The 20,760-nt window shown below is 59.2% G+C and carries 24 protein-coding genes and 1 pseudogene; 15 read left to right on the top strand and 10 right to left on the bottom strand.

The genetic code is table 11. The annotated features are described in order from the left end of the window. Positions 1-41: 41 nt before the first annotated feature. Together fdxA and mutS are read right to left on the bottom strand one after the other, a co-directional pair. Entirely contained in the window at positions 42-365 is a 324-nt protein-coding gene (gene fdxA / locus EJ576_RS06715; RefSeq protein ID WP_122724058.1) for a ferredoxin FdxA, read from the bottom strand. Between the two features lie 142 nt (positions 366-507). After that, entirely contained in the window at positions 508-3,099 is a 2,592-nt protein-coding gene (mutS, locus tag EJ576_RS06720) for a DNA mismatch repair protein MutS (protein ID WP_126569917.1), read from the bottom strand. 210 nt (positions 3,100-3,309) lie between these two features. Between mutS and EJ576_RS06725 the strand changes: the two genes are divergently transcribed. The 11 genes and pseudogenes from EJ576_RS06725 to recX all read left to right on the top strand — a co-directional run bounded on the left by EJ576_RS06725 (position 3,310) and on the right by recX (position 10,557). After that, positions 3,310-4,044 carry an XRE family transcriptional regulator gene (locus tag EJ576_RS06725; protein ID WP_016977944.1) on the top strand — a complete coding sequence of 245 codons (735 nt, stop codon included), beginning with the start codon at positions 3,310-3,312 and terminating at the stop codon, positions 4,042-4,044. A gap of 596 nt (positions 4,045-4,640) precedes the next feature. Further along, on the top strand, positions 4,641-4,985 hold the full coding sequence (locus EJ576_RS06730) for a phage holin family protein (protein ID WP_068936982.1): 345 nt from the start codon (positions 4,641-4,643) through the stop codon (positions 4,983-4,985). A gap of 21 nt (positions 4,986-5,006) precedes the next feature. Further along, the gene (locus EJ576_RS06735) at positions 5,007-5,564 is read left to right on the top strand and encodes a hypothetical protein (RefSeq protein WP_122724062.1); all 558 of its coding nucleotides are present in this window, start codon (positions 5,007-5,009) and stop codon (positions 5,562-5,564) included. Then, the gene (locus tag EJ576_RS06740; RefSeq protein ID WP_099494182.1) at positions 5,558-5,716 is read left to right on the top strand and encodes a Com family DNA-binding transcriptional regulator; all 159 of its coding nucleotides are present in this window, start codon (positions 5,558-5,560) and stop codon (positions 5,714-5,716) included. The genes EJ576_RS06735 and EJ576_RS06740 overlap by 7 nt, the downstream gene beginning before the upstream one ends. Before the next feature lie 38 nt (positions 5,717-5,754). Further along, positions 5,755-6,717 carry a hypothetical protein gene (locus tag EJ576_RS06745; protein ID WP_122724064.1) on the top strand — a complete coding sequence of 321 codons (963 nt, stop codon included), beginning with the start codon at positions 5,755-5,757 and terminating at the stop codon, positions 6,715-6,717. A gap of 388 nt (positions 6,718-7,105) precedes the next feature. After that, positions 7,106-7,291, top strand: a pseudogene (locus tag EJ576_RS06750) (MFS transporter); the annotation flags it as partial. Between the two features lie 58 nt (positions 7,292-7,349). Next, positions 7,350-7,907: a glycoside hydrolase family 19 protein gene (locus tag EJ576_RS06755; RefSeq protein WP_122724066.1), complete on the top strand. Its 558-nt coding sequence runs from the start codon at positions 7,350-7,352 to the stop codon at positions 7,905-7,907. Then, entirely contained in the window at positions 7,895-8,356 is a 462-nt protein-coding gene (locus EJ576_RS06760; protein ID WP_123474680.1) for a lysis system i-spanin subunit Rz, read from the top strand. The genes EJ576_RS06755 and EJ576_RS06760 overlap by 13 nt, the downstream gene beginning before the upstream one ends. Positions 8,357-8,437: 81 nt before the next feature. Continuing rightward, positions 8,438-8,938 carry a CinA family protein gene (locus tag EJ576_RS06765; RefSeq protein ID WP_122724070.1) on the top strand — a complete coding sequence of 167 codons (501 nt, stop codon included), beginning with the start codon at positions 8,438-8,440 and terminating at the stop codon, positions 8,936-8,938. Between the two features lie 84 nt (positions 8,939-9,022). Continuing rightward, a complete protein-coding gene (recA, locus tag EJ576_RS06770; RefSeq protein WP_003189042.1) occupies positions 9,023-10,081 on the top strand; it encodes a recombinase RecA in 1,059 nt (352 codons plus the stop codon). 8 nt (positions 10,082-10,089) lie between these two features. Beyond that, complete coding sequence (gene recX / locus EJ576_RS06775; RefSeq protein ID WP_123474679.1) at positions 10,090-10,557, top strand: recombination regulator RecX; 468 nt, start codon at positions 10,090-10,092, stop codon at positions 10,555-10,557. Between the two features lie 63 nt (positions 10,558-10,620). On the opposite strand, the gene EJ576_RS06780 is transcribed toward recX, so the two are convergent. Together EJ576_RS06780 and EJ576_RS06785 are read right to left on the bottom strand one after the other, a co-directional pair. After that, the gene (locus EJ576_RS06780; protein WP_122724074.1) at positions 10,621-11,733 is read right to left on the bottom strand and encodes a TIGR00730 family Rossman fold protein; all 1,113 of its coding nucleotides are present in this window, start codon (positions 11,731-11,733) and stop codon (positions 10,621-10,623) included. Positions 11,734-12,007: 274 nt separating this feature from the next. Continuing rightward, positions 12,008-12,442 (bottom strand): PA3611 family quorum-sensing-regulated virulence factor, encoded by a 435-nt coding sequence (locus EJ576_RS06785; protein ID WP_028619092.1) that lies wholly within the window; start codon positions 12,440-12,442, stop codon positions 12,008-12,010. Positions 12,443-12,621: 179 nt separating this feature from the next. Here EJ576_RS06785 and EJ576_RS06790 point away from each other — a divergent pair, with 179 nt between their 5' ends. The 3 genes from EJ576_RS06790 to EJ576_RS06800 all read left to right on the top strand — a co-directional run bounded on the left by EJ576_RS06790 (position 12,622) and on the right by EJ576_RS06800 (position 14,570). Beyond that, a complete protein-coding gene (locus tag EJ576_RS06790) occupies positions 12,622-13,341 on the top strand; it encodes a tRNA-uridine aminocarboxypropyltransferase (protein WP_126569919.1) in 720 nt (239 codons plus the stop codon). Positions 13,342-13,480: 139 nt separating this feature from the next. Then, a complete protein-coding gene (gene erdR / locus EJ576_RS06795; protein WP_003189050.1) occupies positions 13,481-14,131 on the top strand; it encodes a response regulator transcription factor ErdR in 651 nt (216 codons plus the stop codon). A 76-nt stretch (positions 14,132-14,207) separates the two neighbouring features. Further along, entirely contained in the window at positions 14,208-14,570 is a 363-nt protein-coding gene (locus tag EJ576_RS06800) for a diacylglycerol kinase (RefSeq protein ID WP_003172176.1), read from the top strand. A gap of 3 nt (positions 14,571-14,573) precedes the next feature. On the opposite strand, the gene EJ576_RS06805 is transcribed toward EJ576_RS06800, so the two are convergent. Beyond that, a complete protein-coding gene (locus tag EJ576_RS06805; RefSeq protein WP_028619094.1) occupies positions 14,574-15,500 on the bottom strand; it encodes a LysR family transcriptional regulator in 927 nt (308 codons plus the stop codon). 124 nt (positions 15,501-15,624) lie between these two features. Between EJ576_RS06805 and fpr the strand changes: the two genes are divergently transcribed. Further along, positions 15,625-16,404 (top strand): ferredoxin-NADP reductase, encoded by a 780-nt coding sequence (fpr, locus tag EJ576_RS06810; protein WP_003189055.1) that lies wholly within the window; start codon positions 15,625-15,627, stop codon positions 16,402-16,404. 139 nt (positions 16,405-16,543) lie between these two features. Here the strand turns inward: fpr and tsaA are convergent, their stop codons facing one another. The 5 genes from tsaA to rimO all read right to left on the bottom strand — a co-directional run bounded on the left by tsaA (position 16,544) and on the right by rimO (position 20,484). Beyond that, entirely contained in the window at positions 16,544-17,239 is a 696-nt protein-coding gene (gene tsaA, locus EJ576_RS06820; protein ID WP_126569921.1) for a tRNA (N6-threonylcarbamoyladenosine(37)-N6)-methyltransferase TrmO, read from the bottom strand. A 3-nt stretch (positions 17,240-17,242) separates the two neighbouring features. Beyond that, complete coding sequence (locus EJ576_RS06825; protein ID WP_016977930.1) at positions 17,243-17,704, bottom strand: DUF1456 family protein; 462 nt, start codon at positions 17,702-17,704, stop codon at positions 17,243-17,245. A gap of 70 nt (positions 17,705-17,774) precedes the next feature. Next, positions 17,775-18,485 carry an rRNA pseudouridine synthase gene (locus EJ576_RS06830; protein ID WP_126569923.1) on the bottom strand — a complete coding sequence of 237 codons (711 nt, stop codon included), beginning with the start codon at positions 18,483-18,485 and terminating at the stop codon, positions 17,775-17,777. 27 nt (positions 18,486-18,512) lie between these two features. Beyond that, positions 18,513-19,046 carry a GNAT family N-acetyltransferase gene (locus EJ576_RS06835; protein WP_240037304.1) on the bottom strand — a complete coding sequence of 178 codons (534 nt, stop codon included), beginning with the start codon at positions 19,044-19,046 and terminating at the stop codon, positions 18,513-18,515. Between the two features lie 97 nt (positions 19,047-19,143). Next, positions 19,144-20,484 carry a 30S ribosomal protein S12 methylthiotransferase RimO gene (gene rimO / locus EJ576_RS06840; protein ID WP_003231334.1) on the bottom strand — a complete coding sequence of 447 codons (1,341 nt, stop codon included), beginning with the start codon at positions 20,482-20,484 and terminating at the stop codon, positions 19,144-19,146. Positions 20,485-20,760 lie beyond the last annotated feature (276 nt).

Below are 20,760 nucleotides of genomic sequence, written 5' to 3' on the forward strand. Positions count from 1 at the left end.
CGCAAAAAGGCCCGCAAGGGGCCTTTTGGGAGGCGACGCTATCAGCGCTCGAGGTCTGCAATCTTACCTTTTTTGCCATCCCACTCCGCTGCATCCGGCATCGGGTCTTTGCGTTCAGTGATATTCGGCCAGATTTCCGCCAACTCGACGTTCAACTGAATGAACTGCTCCATACCTGCCGGGACTTCGTCCTCGGAGAAAATAGCGACGGCCGGGCATTCAGGTTCACACAGGGCGCAATCAATGCACTCGTCCGGGTGGATGACCAGGAAGTTCGGGCCTTCGTAGAAGCAGTCCACCGGACATACTTCCACGCAGTCGGTGTACTTGCACTTGATGCAGTTGTCGGTAACGACGAAGGTCATTTCTAATTCTCTCCTCAGGCGGCGGCGGCGAAACCCTTTGTGGCAGGGCTCGCGAGGTTCGGGAGCGATAGTCTGCAGGCCAGGCTAATAGCCTGCAGCATCCCAAACCGCGCGAGAGTCTACCAGCTTGCTGGCCTCAGCGTTATATCCGAGTCTTCAGTGCATATAACATTTCGAGCGCTTTTCGCGGCGTCAAGTCATCCAGGTCAAGCTTTGCCAACTCATCCAGCACCGGGTGGGGCAGGCTAGCGAACATGTCGCTCTGATGCGGCGCCGCCGGTTTGCTGGAGGCTTTGGCAGGGCTGGCGACCACGGTCTCATGGGGCAGCGCCGTGGTTTCCAGGCGGCTGAGGTGTTCGCGGGCGCGGGTGATTACGTCATTCGGCACGCCCGCCAGTTGGGCCACGGCCAGGCCGTAACTCTGGCTGGCTGGCCCCGGCAGCACGTGGTGCAGGAACACGATGCGCTCGTTGTGCTCAGTAGCGTTCAGGTGCACGTTGGCCACCAGTGGTTCGCTTTCCGGCAGCACGGTCAGCTCGAAATAGTGCGTGGCAAACAGCGTGTAGGCACGCAGATGCGCCAGGCGTTCGGCTGCCGCCCAGGCCAGGGACAGGCCGTCGAAGGTGCTGGTGCCGCGGCCCACTTCGTCCATCAGCACCAGGCTGCGTTCGGTGGCGTTATGCAGGATGTTGGCGGTTTCGCTCATCTCCACCATAAAGGTCGAACGGCCACCGGCCAGGTCGTCGCTGGAGCCGATCCGGGTGAAAATGCGGTCCACCAGGGACAGCTCGCAACTGGCCGCCGGCACAAAGCTGCCGATATGCGCCAACAGCACGATCAATGCCGTCTGGCGCATGTAGGTGGATTTACCGCCCATGTTCGGACCGGTGATCACCAGCATGCGGGTATCGTCGTCCAGCGACAGGTCGTTGGCGACGAACGGCGTGGTCAACACTTGCTCTACGACCGGGTGGCGACCTTGCACGATGCGCATGCACGGCTCGCTGACAAAGCGCGGGCAGTTCAGGTCAAGGTTCAGCGCGCGCTCGGCCAGGTTGCTCAGCACATCCAGCTCGGCCAGGGCGGCGGCGGTGTCCTGCAGCGGTGCCAATTGGCTGATCAGGTCTTCCAGCAGGTTCTCGTAGAGCATCTTTTCCCGAGCCAGGGCACGACTCTTGGCCGACAGTGCCTTGTCTTCGAACTCTTTCAGCTCTGGGGTGATAAACCGCTCGGCGCCTTTCAGTGTCTGGCGACGTTGATAGTCGATGGGCGCCGACTCGGCCTGCTTGCTCGGCAATTCGATGAAATAGCCGTGCACGCGGTTGTAGCCGACTTTCAGGTTGGCCAGGCCGGTACGGGCTTTTTCGCGGGCTTCCAGGTCAATCAGGAACTGCCCGGCGTTTTCGCTCAGGGCTTGCAGCTCGTCCAGCTCGCTGTCGTAACCGGTCTTCAGAACGCCGCCGTCACGGATGATTGCTGGCGGGTTGTCGATGATGGCTTTTTCCAGCAACGCCGCCAGCTCCGGGTAAGTACCGGCGGTGACCGCGAGCTGTTGCAGGTGCGGCGTGTCCAGTTCGGTCATCGCCGCTTGCAATTGTGGCAAGGCACCGAGGGCGTCACGCAGGCGCGCCAAGTCACGCGGACGCGCGTTACGCAGGCCGATCCGCGCCAGGATGCGCTCGATATCGCCGATTTCCTTCAACTGTGGCTGCAGCTTTTCAAAGCGATAGCCGTCCAGCAGGCAAGTAATAGAAGTCTGACGCGCCTGCAGCACACTCAGGTCGCGTAGCGGACGATTCAACCAACGCGTCAGCAAGCGGCTGCCCATAGCGGTCTGGCAACGGTCGACCACCGATTGCAGAGTGTTGTCACGCCCGCCGGCCAGGTTGGTGTCCAGCTCCAGGTTGCGACGGCTCGCGCCATCGAGTACCACGGTGTCGTCCAGACGCTCATGACGCAGGCTGCGCAAATGCGGCAGGGCGGTGCGCTGGGTTTCCTTGGCGTAACCCAGCAAGCAACCGGCGGCACCGATGGCCAGGGTCAGGGTTTCACAACCGAAGCCTTTAAGGTCTTGTACTGAGAACTGCTGGCACAGACTTTTCAGCGCCGAGTCACGCTCGAAATCCCACGGCGCACGGCGCTTGGCCCCACGGCGTTTTTCCGCCGGCAGATCCTTCGGCCAATCATCCGGGATCAACAACTCCACCGGATTGATGCGCTCCAGCTCCGCCAGCAGGTTCTCCCAGCCCTTGATCTCCAGCACCGTGAAGTTGCCACTGGTGATATCCAGCACCGACAGCCCGAACAGGCGCTCATCGCCCAACACCGCCGCGATCAGGTTATCGCGACGCTCATCCAGCAGCGCCTCATCACTCACCGTCCCCGGCGTAATAATGCGCACCACCTGACGTTCTACCGGCCCCTTGCTGGTGGCCGGGTCGCCGATCTGCTCACAGATCACCACCGACTCGCCCAGCTTCACCAGCTTGACCAGGTAACCTTCCAATGAATGGTAAGGAATCCCACACATCGGAATCGACTGCCCCGCCGACTGCCCACGCGCCGTCAGGGTGATATCCAGCAGCTTGGCGGCCTTCTTCGCGTCTTCGTAGAAGATCTCGTAGAAGTCGCCCATGCGGTAGAACATCAACTGATCAGGGTGCTGGTTCTTGAGGCGCCAGTACTGCTGCATCATTGGGGTGTGGGAGGACAGGTCTGAAGTGGTTTTACTCATTGGGTCGTAGGCAAATTCGTTGAAAGGAGTGGAGCAAAGGTGGGGCATTCCGCCCTGCGATTTTGCGATGGGCGCAAGGTTAACACGCGAGGTCTGCGGTTCGCAGTCCACATCACCACACTTAAAAGGGCCCAAGAAATGCATCGGTTATGCATAAATAATGCAAATTAGCATTTGCCAACCCCGAAATCTCCCGTCACTATCCCCGTTATGCAAAAACGCAACGTTTCTATCGTCTTACGCGAACTGCTGGACCGCGACCGGATCTCCCCCACGGAGCTTCACCGGCGTACCGGCGTGCCTCAATCCACGCTGTCCCGGATCCTCAGCGGCAAGATCGTTGATCCGTCGGACAAGCACATTTCCCGCATCGCCGAGTACTTCCGCGTGAGCACCGACCAACTGCGCGGGCGCGTGGCGGTGGGCGTTTCGCGGGAGGACGGGCGCGACCCGATGCATTCGGAACTCAAGGACATAAGCCTGTGGGACGACGACACGCCCGTTAATGATGACGAGGTGTCGATCCCCTTTCTGCGCGAGGTTGAATTGGCTGCTGGATCAGGAAGATTCGTCATCGAGGAAAGCGAGAAAGCCAGCCTGCGGTTCGGCAAGCGCAGCCTGCGGCATAACGGTGTGCAGTTCGACCAGGCCAAGTGCGTGACGGTACGCGGCAACAGCATGTTGCCGGTGCTGCGCGATGGCGCGACGGTCGGGGTGAATGCGGGCAAAAGTGGCATTGGTGACATCGTCGATGGTGACTTGTATGCCATCAACCACAACGGCCAATTGCGGGTGAAACAGCTCTACCGCCTGCCTTCCGGGATTCGCCTGCGCAGTTTCAATCGCGATGAGCACCCGGATGAGGACTACAGCTTCCAGGATATCCAGGATGAGCAGATCAGCATCCTGGGTCATGTGTTCTGGTGGGGTATGTACGCCCGTTAACCTTCTTCTGTAAGACAAAGCCCGCCAACGAGCGGGCTTTTTTTCGCCTGGAAAAAACCACCAAACCCGCTGTCCACAAGGACGTAAATGCGTTTGTGCATTTGCGCGCTGAAAATAAATGCATTTGTGCATTGACTGTATATGCATACATGCATATTCTTCATCTCAAGCCAGCCAACAAGGTCTGGTGGAGGCGGCAAGGATGCTGCCAGTCAACACAAGGAAGTCACGCAGCACCGGCAAGGACGCCATCCGAGCGATGGCAAGGATGCCAGCAACACCGGCAAGGATGCCGACGCTCTTTAGTTTCACCGCTTAACAAACAGGCAGCGATGAACCGGCCTTAACGGTTCAAAGGGTTGGCAACTGACCCGGGTGTGCAGCGTAAAGCACCAAAAGCAGTTATCCGGCAGACAGGGATCGTGGTCGGAAAAACATCGAGGAAAGATCCGTACCGCGCCAGTAGCGCCGAAAGATCGAGTTTGGACCGCATTACTGAAAAGCCTGGGCAACCGGGCTTTTTGGAATGCCTACCTACACATGGATTTACCCAAGAGCCGGCCCCATGCCGGTAGTGCTCAGCCAGGAGGCGTGACATGACAAACGAGCAGCAAGCGTTAGCGGAAATGCCTATCTGGCTGGTAATCGTACTGGCGCTGATCGGCGGTGTATCCGGCGAAATGTGGCGCGCCGATAAGGAGGGCGCCCGTGGTTGGTCGCTGATCCGGCGCCTGGCCCTGCGGTCCGGGGCGTGCATGGTCTGCGGGGTATCGGCATTGATGCTGTGCTACGCCGCCGGCATGTCGATCTGGACTGCGGGCGCCATTGGTTGCCTGACCGCCATGGCCGGCGCGGACGTGGCCATCGGCCTTTATGAACGCTGGGCGGCCAAGCGCATCGGGGTCAACCAGGCCTCGAACTCTCGCCCGGATCAGCAGTAAGCGCTGCAAGGATGCAAGCAGATGACACTTCTCGAAAAACCTTCCCAACTGCCCATGGCAATCGGGGACGCGCTGAAGCGCGCGTTCCCACAACTACGGGTCGGTAATCACCATGACTTCTCCGACACGGGCGACAAAACCGGCATTTTGATCAGCGTGGAGCGCAATGGCCCGGGCGTTCGCTCCCTTGCCGGGCGCAAGGCGCATGTCTTGTCGGTTTCACTCAAGGCCACGGTCGTCAGTGGCTCGACGCCCTTTGACGCCTGCGACCTGGCCAGCCGACTGATGGATTTGGCCCTGGATAACCGCTGGGGCTTGCCGCCCGAGCAATGCGACTTGCCCACTGCGCTTGTCGCGGCCCCTTCCGTGCTCAGCAGTGCGGAAACGGACTATGACAGTTGGATTGTATCCTTCACCCAGAACTTCTACCTCGGACTGTCTTTGCTCAAAGATCCCGCAGGCATGCCGCCGTCTAAGGACCTGTGTGTAGGTGGGTGTGAGAGGGCGGCGAATGTAACGCCGCTTCCTACTCAATCACACGGAAAAGGTGGTTCAGTAAAAGGAATTTGCAGATGTTGAAAGAATTCAGATGCGGTAACTGCAAAAGACTTCTCGCCCGTACGGGTGGGTTTACAGAGCTCCAGATCAAATGTTCCCGATGTGGGACGCTGAATCATGTGAAGGCCGCGAGCCTCGAGCAATCGCCCATGAGCGCCATACGCCCAATATAGAGGCCTGAACTTAAATCAGCTCAGTAACGGAGTTTAAAATGGAAAACGCAAATTCAGCGTCTCAAACCTTGCAAGATCTTTGGACTCAAGTACAACCGGTGGATAACACCGGCATGCTTAGGCGCGTGGTTTTTGCGGACGGCAAGTTTTATGCGGCTGGTGGCAACGGTCTTCCCACAACCACTCAGGTTGTCAGCGGAGGCGCGACTGGTACAGCGTGGACCAAGCTTAAGGACGTCGTCACCTCTGATAGCGGAAAGGTCCTCAACGACCTGTACTGGAACGGTCTTGGGACACAGCTTCAAGCCCTTTCTCAATCCGGCAATGTGGTCTACGGCAGCACAGCACGCCCTGAAAGGGCTTGGACAGACATTACGGCAACTGTTCGCGCGTCCGGAGACTTGCAAGGCGTTGTGTATTATCAACCAATTAACGGCAGCAACACGACCTGGATACTGGTTGGGTCTAACGGTAAAGTCTTTTCCCGTTATGGCGATTGGTCAGGCCAGGTGGAGCGCACTACGACCTTCACTTCTGGCGAGACTGTGTACTGCGTCAACGTCATTGGCGTTTTTGTGTTGGTTGCGGGATCGAATGGGAAGCTGCTTAGCGCTGTGAAGATGGCGACGAATGATTCGCAATCATTCGCGACCAGAACCAGCACCTTCGGCACTAGCACCATCCTTTCCATGAAGCTTTGCAACGGGAAAATGTTTATCGTTGGTGCGGATGGCAAGATGGCATATTCATCCGATGGGCTTACCTGGACTGCTGTAGGAGATACCAGTTTCGGTGGAACCATCATCCGCGATATTGCTTACGGTAATGGCAAGTATGTAGCTGTCGGCGACGGCGGCAAGACAGCCGTTTCCGAGGATGGGATCGGCTGGGTTCAGCAAGCCAACACTTTCGCAGGAGCCGATATCCGGAGCGTCGCCTACGGCAACGGCAATTTTGTAGCTGTTGGTGCAAGCGGCAAGATTGCTTACTGGACTCCATGATCTTCTATCTCCTTGCGTAATAGAGCCCAGCCGTCGCGCTGGGCTTTTTCATTTCTGATTCAGGCTCGCCACAGCCAGGGTGGCCCTTCGGGGGATGCCTGGACGCTGATAAGCCGGTAGTGCAGCGCTACGGAAAAAAACCGGAAGCCCGTGCGCTCTGTTCACACCAGACTTCCAGAGTGGCGCGAGACTGGATTGGCGAGATCGATGCATTGGGGCGTCGACGCTGGGCTGATCTTTGGCTGACTGCGGGAAAGACCGCGCACCTATTCAGGGCCTCGACATGATCGGGGCCTTTTCGTTTTCGGCTCCACCACACCCATTGCTCCGAGCTGGGAGTGCTGCTGGGGCCGTTCCAATTCAAGTCATGCCCCACGGAGTCGAGCGCATGGAGTATTTACAGCGCCTGCTCGACAAGATCGACAGGTTCGAATTGTTGATTGCGGGCCTCGTTGGGGCGGTGATCGCCAGTTGGTGGCACAAGGACGACCTGGCGAATTGGCGTACCTGGGTGATCTTCTTAATCACTGGGGGCGCGAGTTCGTTGCACCTGGCTGGAATGGTCAGTGCCTATCGCAGTTCCAACACGGACGTTGGTTTGTCTACCTAGGGGGGCTTTCAAGGTGACTGTGGTGTTGATAACGCAGCCTCAATTGATTCAAATCATGCCAGGCGCTCGCCGTATGGCGGGCCTTTTTTCAACCGCGCTGAATGCGACTTTTGTTCGGTACGAAATCAACAGCGTACTGCGCGCTGCTGCTTTTCTCGCGCAGATCGGCCACGAGTCCGGCGAACTGCGCTACGTGCGCGAACTCGGCAGCGATACTTATTTGAGCAAGTACGACACCGGCACCCTGGCCGCACGCCTGGGCAACACCCCTGAAGCGGACGGCGACGGCCAGAAGTACAGGGGCCGGGGGCTGATCCAGATCACCGGTCGCCGCAACTACCTGGCCTGCAGCGAGGTGCTGTTCGGCGATGATCGCTTGCTGCGACAACCCGAATTACTGGAGCAACCGCAATGGGCTTGTGAATCCGCCGCCTGGTTCTGGCAAAGCAATGGCTTGAATGAACTCGCCGACAAGGACCAGTTCACCACCATCACCCGGCGTATCAACGGCGGGCTCAATGGCCTGGAGGACCGTTTGCAGTTGTGGGCGCGGGCCAAGGCGGTGCTATGCGTTTCCTAGGTGTGCTTGGCGTATGCGTGCTGTTGGCTGTTGTCTGGCAGGTGCAGGCGTGGCGGTACGGGGCGCAGATTGAACACTTGTCAGCAATACAGACCCAGGCAGCCCTGCAGCAACAGCAGGCCGAACAAGACAAGCGGCTGGCCCTTGAGCAACAGCTCAGTGCCATCGACCAACAACATGCCCGGGAGTTGAGCGATGCCCAACGTACTCAAGCAGCTTTGCGTGACCGCATTGCCACTGCTGATGTGCGGCTGTCAGTCCTTCTCGACGCTTCCAGTGGTTGCCCAATGCCGGCCGCCACCGCCGCCGGCAGCGTGGTTCATGCAGCCCCGCGAGCCCGACTTGACCCAGCGCATGCTCAGCGAATTATCCGCATCACCGACGACGGCGACAGCGCCCTGATTGCCTTGCGTGCCTGCCAGGCGTATGTGCGAGCCGTCGCCCGTTAGTGTCTTGAGACAGTCCGTCACTTGCGTGTGAGATTGTCTCCTGTAGGGTAGGCGAACCCCCGCCCACGACTGGAGACAACCGTGAAGGAAATCACTCAACTGGCTGCCGAACTGGGCCGCCGCCTGCAGGTGCTCAACGCCCATGTCACCACGGCCGAGTCCTGCACCGGCGGCGGTATCGCGGAGGCCATTACGCGAATTCCGGGCAGCTCAGCCTGGTTCGAGGCGGGCTATGTCACCTATTCCAATCGGCAGAAGACCCGGCAATTGAATGTGCCGGAGACATTGTTTGCAAAAGTCGGGGCCGTCAGCCAGGAAGTGGTGGAGGCAATGGTCCGTGGCGCCCAGGAAAAAAGCCTGGCGCGGTTTGCTGTCGCCGTCAGTGGTGTGGCAGGGCCGGACGGTGGTTCGCCGGACAAACCGGTGGGTACGGTATGGCTGGCCTTTGGCGTGGGCGATGAGCTGACGGCTGAGCTGCAGCACTTCCCTGGCAACCGCGACGAGGTCCGCCGACAAACGGTAAAGGCCGCGCTAGAGGGCTTGTTGCGACGAGCTGCAGCAGAAATAGAAAATCAGGGGTAGGCGATCTCCGATCTTTGTGGAACAATACTGTCTACTTATACAGGTGTTGGCCGCCCCGGCCTTATTGATTACGTGAGGACTTTAATGGACGACAACAAGAAGAAAGCCTTGGCTGCGGCCCTGGGTCAGATCGAACGTCAATTCGGCAAGGGTGCCGTAATGCGTATGGGCGATCACGACCGTCAGGCGATCCCGGCTATTTCCACGGGCTCTCTGGGTCTGGACATCGCGCTCGGCATTGGCGGCCTGCCAAAAGGCCGTATCGTTGAAATCTACGGTCCTGAATCTTCCGGTAAAACCACCCTGACCCTGTCGGTGATTGCCCAGGCGCAGAAAATGGGCGCCACCTGTGCGTTCGTCGACGCCGAGCACGCCCTGGACCCTGAGTACGCCGGCAAATTGGGCGTCAACGTTGACGACCTGCTGGTTTCTCAGCCGGACACCGGTGAGCAAGCCCTGGAAATCACCGACATGCTGGTGCGCTCCAACGCCATCGACGTGATCGTGGTCGACTCCGTGGCCGCCCTGGTGCCCAAGGCTGAAATCGAAGGCGAAATGGGTGACATGCACGTGGGCCTGCAAGCCCGTCTGATGTCCCAGGCGCTGCGTAAAATCACCGGTAACATCAAGAACGCCAACTGCCTGGTGATCTTTATCAACCAGATCCGTATGAAGATCGGCGTGATGTTCGGCAGCCCGGAAACCACCACCGGTGGTAACGCGCTGAAGTTCTACGCTTCGGTCCGTTTGGACATCCGCCGTACCGGCGCGGTGAAAGAAGGTGATGAGGTTGTAGGTAGTGAAACCCGCGTTAAAGTCGTGAAGAACAAAGTGGCCCCGCCTTTCCGCCAGGCCGAGTTCCAGATTCTCTACGGCAAGGGCATCTACCTGAACGGCGAGATGATCGACCTGGGTGTGCTGCACGGTTTCGTCGAGAAATCCGGTGCATGGTATGCCTACAACGGCAGCAAGATCGGCCAAGGCAAGGCCAACTCGGCCAAGTTCCTGGCAGACAACCCGGATATCGCTGCCACGCTTGAAAAGCAGATCCGCGACAAGCTGCTGACTGCCGCTCCAGACGTGAAAGCTGCCGCCAATCGCGAGCCGGTTGAAGAAGTGGAAGAAGCTGACACCGACATCTGAAGCACACGATGACAGTTGTACTGGATACACTCGTCGCCGTTCGGCGCACTGCAATGGACCTGCTCGCTCGCCGCGAGCATGGTCGAGTCGAGCTGACGCGTAAATTGCGTCAGCGCGGCGCAGAGCCCGAGATGATCGAAACCGCCCTCGACCGCCTGACGGAAGAGGGGCTGCTTTCCGAAGCCCGATACCTCGAAAGTTTTATCTCCTACCGAGCCCGCTCCGGCTACGGCCCGGCGCGTATTCGCGAAGAGCTGAGCCAGCGTGGCCTGCAACGCGCTGATATCGATCATGCCCTGCGCGAGTGCGGGATCAGTTGGCAGGCGCAGTTGGAGGACACCTGGCGGCGCAAGTTCTCTGGTCATCTTCCGATTGATGCCAGGGAACGAGCGAAGCAGGGACGATTCCTCAGCTACCGCGGGTTTTCGATGGAGATGATCAGCCGCTTGTTGAGCGGCCGGGACATCGATGATTGAGCTTCTGAACAAACAAAAGACCCACTATGAAAATAGTGGGTCTTTTTTTTTGCCCTCAAAAAATCACGCCGGCTCCGGCGCCACTCGCTGCTGCGCCTTGCCCTGGGCCTGTGCCCAGTTCTCCGGCAAATTGATGTAATCCACCAACTCCCGCAACCGGCCCTGGTCGCGCCCGTTGAAGTTGAACACCAACCGCGTCAAATGGCTGAACCTCGGCTCATCATGTTCCTCGCCGGTATACGCGAGCTGTCGGAACTCTCCACTCAGTCGCAGGCTGGCGAACTCGCCTTGCAAATGGGCCAATGCCTGTTCACTGAGCGGGTGATTCATGCGCACCACAAACTCGCGCTTCAGCCAGCGGGTGGAGTGGAAGTTGGCATAAAACTGGTTGATCTCGTCCACAGCCTCTTCGGCGCTGTAAACCAGTCGTATGAGCTTGAGGTCGGTGGGCAGAATGTAGCGGTTGGCTTCCAACTGGTTGCGGATGAAGTCCAGGGCGCCTTGCCAGAATCCGCCGCCTGGCGCGTCCAGCAGCACCACCGGGACCAGCGGGCTCTTGCCGGTCTGAATCAGCGTCAGCACTTCCAGTGCTTCATCCAGGGTACCGAAACCGCCTGGGCACAACACCAGGGCATCGGCTTCCTTGACGAAGAACAACTTGCGGGTAAAGAAGAAGTGGAAGGACAGCAGATTCTCTGTCCCATCGATGGTTGGGTTGGCATGCTGTTCAAACGGCAGGGTGATATTGAACCCCAGGCTGTGTTCCAGACCCGCGCCTTCGTGGGCGGCGGCCATGATGCCGCCACCGCCGCCGGTGATCACCATCAGGTCCGAACGCGCCAGTGCCGCGCCGACTTCACGGGCCAGTGCATACAGGGGGCTTTCCACCGGGGTGCGTGCCGAGCCGAACACCGTCACCTTGCGGCGACCCTTGAACTGTTCGAGCACGCGGAAGGCATTGTCCAGTTCGCGGATGGCTTGCAGGGTGATCTTGGCGTTCCAGCGGTTGCGGTCGTCCTGGGCCATGCGCAGCACGGTGAGGATCATGTCGCGATACAGGGGGATATTCGGGCTGTTGGGGGCGATCAGCTGGAGTTGTGCGTCGACCTGCTGGGTGAGGTCGGTGCCGTGTTCTTCGAAATGTCGGAGCAGGCGGTCATTCGGTTCGTAAGGCATTCAACTTCTCCTTCTTGCAGGGCACCTTCGCCGGAGGCTACGACACTGCTTGTGTCGCTGTTTGCCGCGGGGGGCAACCTTCTTTTGCCCTGAAAATGTTACAGAACAGCATGAAAAACACTGTGGATGAATGGGCGGGATGACTTGATCATGGGCCGGAAAACCCTTGGCTGGCAACCACTTATTGGTCGCTCAGTACGGAGTCTAGCTGTCTGGGAGGCGTTGAAGCGGGGGAGTACGCGCCACCGGACGGCAGCGCGCGAAGGTCAAGCCGTTACTTTTTCTTTTTTGTCGGTGCCGGGCAATCCGCTTCCACGAACTTTACCGAGGCCACAGGGCGGTTGGTCTTGTTCTCGGTGATTTCGTAACGCATCACCGCGCCTTTGGCCATCAGCTCACGGTAACCCTTGTTCAGGCATACGCTCTGGCCGAGTTGGAAATACACCGCCTTGGGATTAGCGCGCATCTGTTCGGCGCGGTCGGGCAAGACGCTCAGGTGATCGATCAGTTGCATGCCTTCAACGGTGTAGGCCACTTCCAGGGTCTTTTCGTCGATTTCCCGGGGCAGGTCTTTGTTGCTCTCAGCCGCGACGCTTTGCAGCTTCCGGTTCATTTGGGCCTCCAGCAGCGAGGCCGCCTGGGCGCACACGGGCAATACCAGCGCGAGGGCGACGGATGGGGCGACAAGGCGCAGCATGGAACGCAGCATGAAACTCTCCTGATTCGGTTACTGGTGCATAGACCAGCCACTGCGCTGTGCGTTCAGTGGCGCGCAATTATAGGTGAGCCCTTGCCACTACAGCCAGGCGTATCGCTGGTAAACTGCCGCCACCTCAGCCGTCCACGAGTTTTCACCGTGTCGATTTACCCGTCCCACCGGCGCATCCGATGAGCCACGCCGTGTACCGCCTGCGCACCCAGCGCCTGGCCCGTGCCGTCCGTCCGTTCCTCAATCGTGGTTCGCGTGCCGAGCGCTGCCCCGGCTGCCGTGTCATTCCTGAGTACTGCTTGTGTGCCTGGCGACCAAAAGTCGCCGCCACCTCAGCGATGTGCCTGCTGATGCATGACGTGGAGCCCATGAAACCCAGCAATACCGGGTGGCTGATCGCCGATGTGATTGATGACACCACGGCGTTCGCCTGGTCGCGCACCGAAGTCGATCCTGAACTGCTGACCTTGCTGGCCGACCCGCAGTGGCAACCCTATATCGTGTTCCCCGGCGAATTCGTCGCGCCGCAGCGTGTTGTCAGCGAAGTGAAGGTGGAGGAGGGCAAGCGCCCACTGTTCATCCTGCTGGATGGCACCTGGAGTGAAGCGCGCAAGATGTTCCGCAAAAGCCCCTACCTGGAGCATTTGCCGGTGCTCAGCCTGGCGCCCGAGCAGCTATCGCGCTACAAACTGCGTCGTTCCAAACGCGATGATCATTTTTGCACCGCCGAGGTCGCCGCGCTGTGTCTGGAACTGGCCGATGATCGGGTGGCCAGTGAAGTCCTGGATGCCTACCTGGATGTCTTCAGTACTCATTACCTGGCCGCCAAGTTCCAGATGCCTCTGGATCCGGCGGACACAGTTCATGCGCGTCTTGCTCCCTATATTCCGAAGGTGTAACCAGACGACGTTTGCATGATGGCACCACGAACCCGCAACCCGCTAAAATGCCCACGGGCGTAGCGCTTGACCCTCCAGGCTACGCTGGGCATGCTGGGCGCCGATCAGGGCACCCCTAAAAAACAGGATCATTTAATCAATGGCCACATACGAAATCCTGATAGCCGATGACCACCCGTTGTTTCGCAGTGCGCTGCACCAGGCCGTGACCTTGGGCCTTGGGCCGGACGTCCGCCTGGTCGAAGTGGCCAGTATTGCCGAGCTGGAAGCCCGCCTCACCGAAAAATCCGACTGGGACCTGGTGCTGCTCGACCTGAACATGCCCGGTGCCTACGGTTTCTCAGGTTTGGTGTTGTTGCGCGGTCAATACCCGCAGATTCCCGTGGTGATGGTCTCTGCCCAGGAAGAAGCCGACGTGGTGGTGCGCTCCAAGGAGTTTGGCGCCAGCGGTTTCATTCCCAAGTCCAGTGCGATGGAAGATATCCAGAAGGCTGTACGCACCGTGCTGGATGGGGATGTGTCCTGGCCGCCGCAAGCGTTTGAAGAAATCAACGTGTCCGACGAAGCCAAGGCCGCCCGTGATGGTCTTGCCAGCCTGACACCGCAGCAGTTCCGGGTGCTGACCATGGTCTGCGAAGGCTTGTTGAACAAACAGATTGCCTACGAGTTGAGCGTGTCGGAAGCGACGATCAAGGCCCACGTTACGGCGATCTTCCGCAAGCTGGGCGTGCGTACGCGCACCCAGGCGGCGCTGCTCTTGCAACAACTTGAGTCAATTTCGCAGCATTAAGCGGCTACCGATTCACGCTTTTTTGACTTTGCGTGATCTAGTTTTCCCACTCCTTTTAGTTCAGTTGCCAACGTCTATGTCGCCTTTCAAGGGTCAAACCGGTATCAAACGTATCTTCAATGCTGGGGGTTATTCGCTGGATGGCCTGCGCGCGGCGTTCACTGGCGAGGCAGCGTTCCGCCAGTTGGTGCTGCTTAACGTGATCCTGATCCCGTTGAGCTTTTTCCTGAATGTCAGCCGGGTCGAGCGTGCTTTGCTGATCGCGGTCTGCCTGCTGGCGTTGATCGTCGAATTGCTTAACTCGGCAGTGGAAGCGGCGATCGACCGCATCTCCCTGGACCGCCACCCGCTGTCGAAAAACGCCAAGGACATGGGCAGCGCTGCGCAGTTCGTCGCACTGACCATGATCACCCTGGTCTGGGCCGTGATCCTGATCTAACCCTCAGGCAATGCTCGGCAGCACGATCTCGTCGCTGCGCTGAACCCCGGCGGTGAAGGCGCGGCATAGTTCCAGGAACTCGCGCATTGCCGAGGTCTGGTACTTCTGTTTATGCCAGATGAAGTAGAACTGCCGGGCCAGGTCCAGGTCCGGGGTTTCCACCGGCACCAGGCTGCCACGCCGGAATGCGTCGCGTAGCGCCAGCCGCGAAATGCAGCCAATCCCCAATCCTGACTCCACCGCGCGTTTGATCGCCTCAGTGTGCTCCAGCTCAAGGCGGATATTCAGCGCGCTACGGTGATGGCGCATGGCTTGGTCAAAGGTCAGGCGAGTACCTGAGCCCTGTTCTCGCAGGATCCACGCCTCTTGGGTCAACTCGTCCATGGTTGCCATGCCTCGTTTGGCCAGGTGATGCTGCGGCGCGCAAAACACCACCAGTTCATCCTCCACCCAGGTTTGCACCTCGATATCCGGGTGGCTGCAGTCGCCTTCGATTAGACCCAGGTCAATTTCGTAGTGCGCCACCTGGTGCACGATATGCGCAGTGTTCTGCACATGCAGCTTCACCTGGCTCTCGGGGTGTTGCTGCATGAAGCTGCCGATCAACAGGGTCGCCAGGTAATTACCAATGGTGAGGGTGGCGCCCACCGCCAGGGAACCGAAGCCGGACTTGCCGTTGAGCAGGTCCTCGATCTCCTTGGCCTGGTCGAGCAGCGCAACCGCCTGGGGCAATAGCTGATGACCGAGGGCGTTGAGGCTCAGGCGTTTGCCCGCGCGGTCGAATAATTGGCAGCTGGATTGGCGCTCCAGCTCGGTGATCGAGGTGCTGGCGGCGGATTGAGATAAGGCCAGAAGGCCAGCAGCGCGCGAGACGCTTTCCTGCTGGGCGACGGCGACGAAGACTTGCAGTTGACGGAGAGTAAATCGCATATCGATATAACCGATAACCCTTATCTTAATAATCCAGTTAACAGATATTGTCGCCGCCATTAGAATGCTGTGCAATTGCGCATCCCATCTTTGGCGCAGACCCATTTCCAGGAGTCCCCCGTACATGAGCAACATGAACCACGAGCGTGTCCTCAGTGTTCATCACTGGAACGACACTCTGTTCAGCTTCAAGTGCACCCGCGATCCGGGCCTGCGCTTCGAGAACGGTCAGTTCGTGATGATCGGCCTGCAACAGCCCAACGGCCGCCCGCTCATGCGCGCTTACTCCATTGCCAGCCCGAACTGGGAAGAGCATCTGGAGTTTTTCAGCATCAAGGTCCCGGATGGCCCGCTGACTTCCCAATTGCAGCACTTGAAGGAAGGCGACGAGATCATCATCAGCAAAAAACCGACAGGCACCTTGGTGCTTGACGATTTGAAGCCGGGCAAACACCTGTACCTGCTCAGCACCGGTACTGGCCTGGCTCCGTTCATGAGCGTAATCCAGGACCCGGAAACCTACGAGCGCTTTGAAAAAGTGATCCTGTGCCACGGCGTGCGTTACGTCAACGAAGTCGCCTACCGCGAATTCATCACCGAGCACCTGCCGCAGAACGAATTCTTCGGCGAGGCCCTGCGTGACAAGTTGATCTACTACCCGACCGTGACCCGTGAGCCTTTCGAAAACGAAGGTCGCCTGACCGACCTGATGCGCAGCGGCAAGCTGTTCAGCGACATCGGCCTGCCGCCGATCAACCCCGAGGATGACCGCGCCATGCTGTGCGGCAGCCCAAGCATGCTGGACGAAACCAGCGAAGTGTTGAATAGCTTCGGCCTGAAAGTTTCCCCACGGATGCGTGAGCCGGGTGATTACTTGATCGAGCGTGCGTTCGTCGAGAAGTAATGCTGGGTCAGTAACAACACAGATCTAAAAAATGTGGGAGCGGGCTTGCTCGCGAAAGCGGAGTGTCAGTCGACAGAGTTATTGACTGATACACCGCTTTCGCGAGCAAGCCCGCTCCCACATTTTGTTTCCGGTTTATTCAGTGAGCTGGGAGTACTTCCAGTACACAAATCATCCCAGGCTCGGGATAGTGCCAACGCACATCCACATCCCAGAACTGCGCGCCATATTCCCGCTCTGGCCCCGGCGTCTGATACGCCGGCCGTGGATCCTGTGCCAGGCACTGATCAATCAGTTCCACCAGTGGCTCGCCCAGGCGCTGAGCGTGGCCTTGTGCCTGCTGCAGCGCTGTCTTGAGCCATTGCACCGGAATCAGCTGTGGCGCGACGCTGGCGATGTCGTTGGTCGCCGTGTCGACTACGTCGGCATACGGCACATACGGCTTGATATCCAGCACCGGCGTGCCATCGAGCAGATCAATCCCGGAAATCCACAGCCGTCCTGGCTCCACTTTTTCCAGCTTGACCACTGACTGGCCGATGCCGTTGGGTCGGTGGGTGGCGCGGGTGGCAAACACGCCCATGGACGTGTTGCCACCCAGGCGCGGCGGGCGCACTTTCAGGCGTGGCTTGTCTTCCAGCGCCTGGTGGAACAGGAACAGCAACCACACGTGGCTGACCTGCTCCAGGCCTTGTACGGCTTCGCCACCGTCGAACGGCGCCACCAGTTCCAGCACGCCACGGGCGGCAGGTGCCAACTGAGGTTGGCGTGGGATGGCGAACTTCTCCTTGAAGCAGGAGCGCACGAAGCCGACGGGCGAGACGTTGTAACTCATGGCTTACGCACGAACTCGCAGCGTCAGGCCCTTGAGGAAGTTGCGCAGCAACTGGTCGCCGCACGGGCGATAGTTGGTGTGGCCGAACTTGCGGAACAGCGCGCTCAGCTCAGGCTTGGACACCGGGAACTCGGCGGCCTTGAGGATGGCGTGCATGTCATCTTCCTTCAGTTCGAAGGCCACGCGCAGCTTCTTGAGGATGATGTTGTTGGTCACCGGGGTCTCGATCGGCTGCGGCGGACGGCTTTCGTCCTTACCGCGCTTGAAGATCACCAAGCCGTCGAGGAAGTGCGCCATGACGTCATCCGGGCAGAACACGAAGCCTTCTTCCTCATCTTTCTTGAGGTAGGTCAGCAGGTCGTCCTTGGTTACGTCCATGCCGCCGAGCTTGATGATCTCGACCATCTTGTTGTCACTGATGTCGAGCATGTAGCGCACGCTGCGCAGTACGTCATTGTGAATCATGGTGGGCAATCCTGGTATTCAACTGAGGACACCGCGCAAAAGAGGCGGTGTCGGGAAAAAGGGCGGCGGCTTAGAACTTTTCTTTGCCGGACAGGTAACGCCATTGGCCAACCGGCACCTTGCCGATGGACACGCCGCCGATGCGGATACGACGAATGGCAATGACTTTGAGGCCAACCGCTTCACAGAACAGCGCGATCACGCCTGGCTGCGGGTTTTTCATCGCAAAACGCAGGCGGTTTTCGTTCTGCCAGCTGGCTTTGACCGCCGGCAGCTCTTTGCCTTTGTAGGTCAGGCCGTGGTTAAGGCGATTGAGGCCGTGGGCAACCATGTCGCCTTCGACTTCCACCACGTATTCCTGCTCGATCTTGGCAGCATCGGCGGTCAACTTGCGCAGAATCTTCCAGTCCTGGGTAAACACCAGCAGGCCGCTGGCCTTGGCTTGCAGGTCGGCGCTGGCGGTCAGGCGCAGGAAGTGGCCCTTGAGCGGGCGCTTGCCGAAGCGGTGTTCTTCCGAGAGGGTATCGGCGCTGATCGACACCATGGCCGTTTCGGCATCCACGCCGGCGGGGGCGTGCAGCAGGATGGTCACCGGCTCGGGCGCGGTGGCCTTGGCGTCCGGGTCGAGTTCGACCTTCTGGGTGGTGACCTTGAACTGCGGTTCGTCGATCACTTCACCGTCCACCGAGACCCAGCCGCCTTCGATAAACAGCTCAGCCTCCCGACGGGAGCAACCGACCAGTTCGATTAGGCGTTTGGAGAGGCGTATGGGGTCAGTCATGACAAGGGCCGTAGCAAAAGGGGGCGGCTATTGTACCTGTGTGGGCGCGGTTAATCCCGGCCCCATTTCAGTGCTGTGGCTTTTTGTGGGATCCGACAAGCCAGCTCCCACAGAAGAGCGCAAACGCATGTGCAGCAACGGATACGGTTGGCCCAGCCCATCGTGCTCCGTACGTCCGATCACCTCGAAGCCTTGCTTGAGGTAAAAGCCGAGTGCCTGGGGATTCTGCTCGTTCACTTCCAGCTCGTCGGCGTGCAAATGCTCGACCGCATAACGCAGCAGTTGCCGGCCAAGGCCCTGGCCCCGGTGCTGCGGGTCGATAAACAGCATCTCGACCTTGCCAGCGGCGACACCGGCAAACCCGGTGATGCGTTGGTGCGGGTCTTTGGTGCAAATCAGCATCACCGTGTCCAGGTAATGAGTCAGCACCAGGTTGCGCAGCCGTTCGATATAGCTGTCCGGCAAAAAATCGTGGGTGGCCCGCACCGAGGACTCCCAGATTTCAGTCAGTTTTTGATAATCGCTGGTTTTAGGTGTGTGGATAACCGAATGCCGACGCATGCCCGCTGCCCCTGCCGATGATTGGCGATGAGCAAACGATAGACCTAAAAAAGCCCCACATCTTGATCAAATGCAGGGCTTTTTGGTGTGTTGCCGATCAGTCGCGCTTTTCAGCCCACAGGTCGTATTCGTCGGCATCGGTCACGGTGCACCAGACCTTGTCGCCTGGCTTCAAACCGCTGGCATCGTCGATAAACACGTTACCGTCGATTTCCGGCGCATCGAAGAAGCAACGGCCGACCGCGCCTTGCTCGTCGACTTCGTCGATCAGCACTTCGATTTCCTTGCCGATGCGCAGTTGCAGGCGCGCCGAGCTGATGGCCTGCTGGTGCGCCATGAAACGCTCCCAGCGGTCTTGCTTGACGTCGTCCGGCACCACGGCCAGGTCCAGCAGGTTGGCTGGGGCACCTTCCACCGGCGAATACTGGAAGCAGCCGACGCGGTCCAGTTGGGCTTCGGTCAACCAGTCCAGCAGGTACTGGAAGTCTTCTTCGGTTTCGCCGGGGAAGCCGACGATGAAGGTCGAACGGATGATCAGCTCCGGGCAGATTTCACGCCAGTTCTTGATACGCGCCAGGGTCTTGTCTTCGAAGGCCGGGCGTTTCATGGCCTTGAGCACTTTCGGGCTGGCGTGCTGGAACGGGATGTCCAAGTACGGCAGGATCTTGCCGGCGGCCATCAGCGGGATCAGCTCGTCCACGTGCGGGTACGGGTAGACGTAGTGCAGGCGTACCCACACACCCAGGCTGCTCAAGGCTTCGCAGAGTTCGGTCATGCGGGTTTTCACCGGCGCGCCGTTCCAGAAACCCGTGCGGTATTTCACGTCGACGCCGTAGGCGCTGGTGTCCTGGGAGATCACCAGCAACTCTTTGACGCCGGACTTGACCAGGCGCTGGGCCTCGTCGAGTACGTCACCGACCGGGCGGCTGACCAACTTGCCGCGCATCGACGGGATGATGCAAAAGCTGCAGCTGTGGTTGCAGCCTTCGGAAATCTTCAGGTACGCGTAGTGGCGCGGGGTCAGCTTGATGCCTTGCGGTGGCACCAGGTCGATCAGCGGGTTGTGGTCCTGGCGCGGCGGTACCACTTCGTGCACGGCGTTGACCACCTGCTCGTATTGCTGCGGACCGGTCACCGCCAGCACGCTCGGGTGCACGTTGCGGATATTGCCTTCTTCCACGCCCATGCAGCCGGTCACGATGACCTTGCCGTTTTCCTTGATCGCTTCGCCGATCACTTCCAGGGATTCCGCCTTGGCCGAATCGATGAAGCCGCAGGTGTTGACCACCACCACGTCGGCGTCCTGATACGTGGACACAACGTCATAGCCTTCCATACGCAGTTGCGTGAGGATGCGCTCGGAGTCGACCAGAGCCTTCGGGCAACCCAGGGAAACAAAGCCAACCTTGGGGTTGGCTTTTGCGATGGTGGTGGACATGTCTAACCTCGGTATTGAATGACGCCGCCAGTCGGGCACGACAAGGCTGCGGACGGGCGCTTGGTGCGCCTCTGATCAAAAAGTGCGCAATTCTAGCGACGGGCAGCGCACTTGACCAGCTTTATGCAGGGAAATGCGACGAGTGCTGCGCTATGCTTCGCGCCGTTGCGCGAAGGTAAAGTCCTAAGGTCAACAAAACGTCTGTTACGAGAAGTAAAACAGCGCATGCTAGGGTCAGCTTAGACGCGTTGTTAATAAAGACCGCAGGTCAAAGGG

It is taken from the genome of Pseudomonas sp. C 49-2 (assembly GCF_003970195.1).
GTDB classification, from domain to species: Bacteria; Pseudomonadota; Gammaproteobacteria; order Pseudomonadales; family Pseudomonadaceae; genus Aquipseudomonas; species Aquipseudomonas canadensis.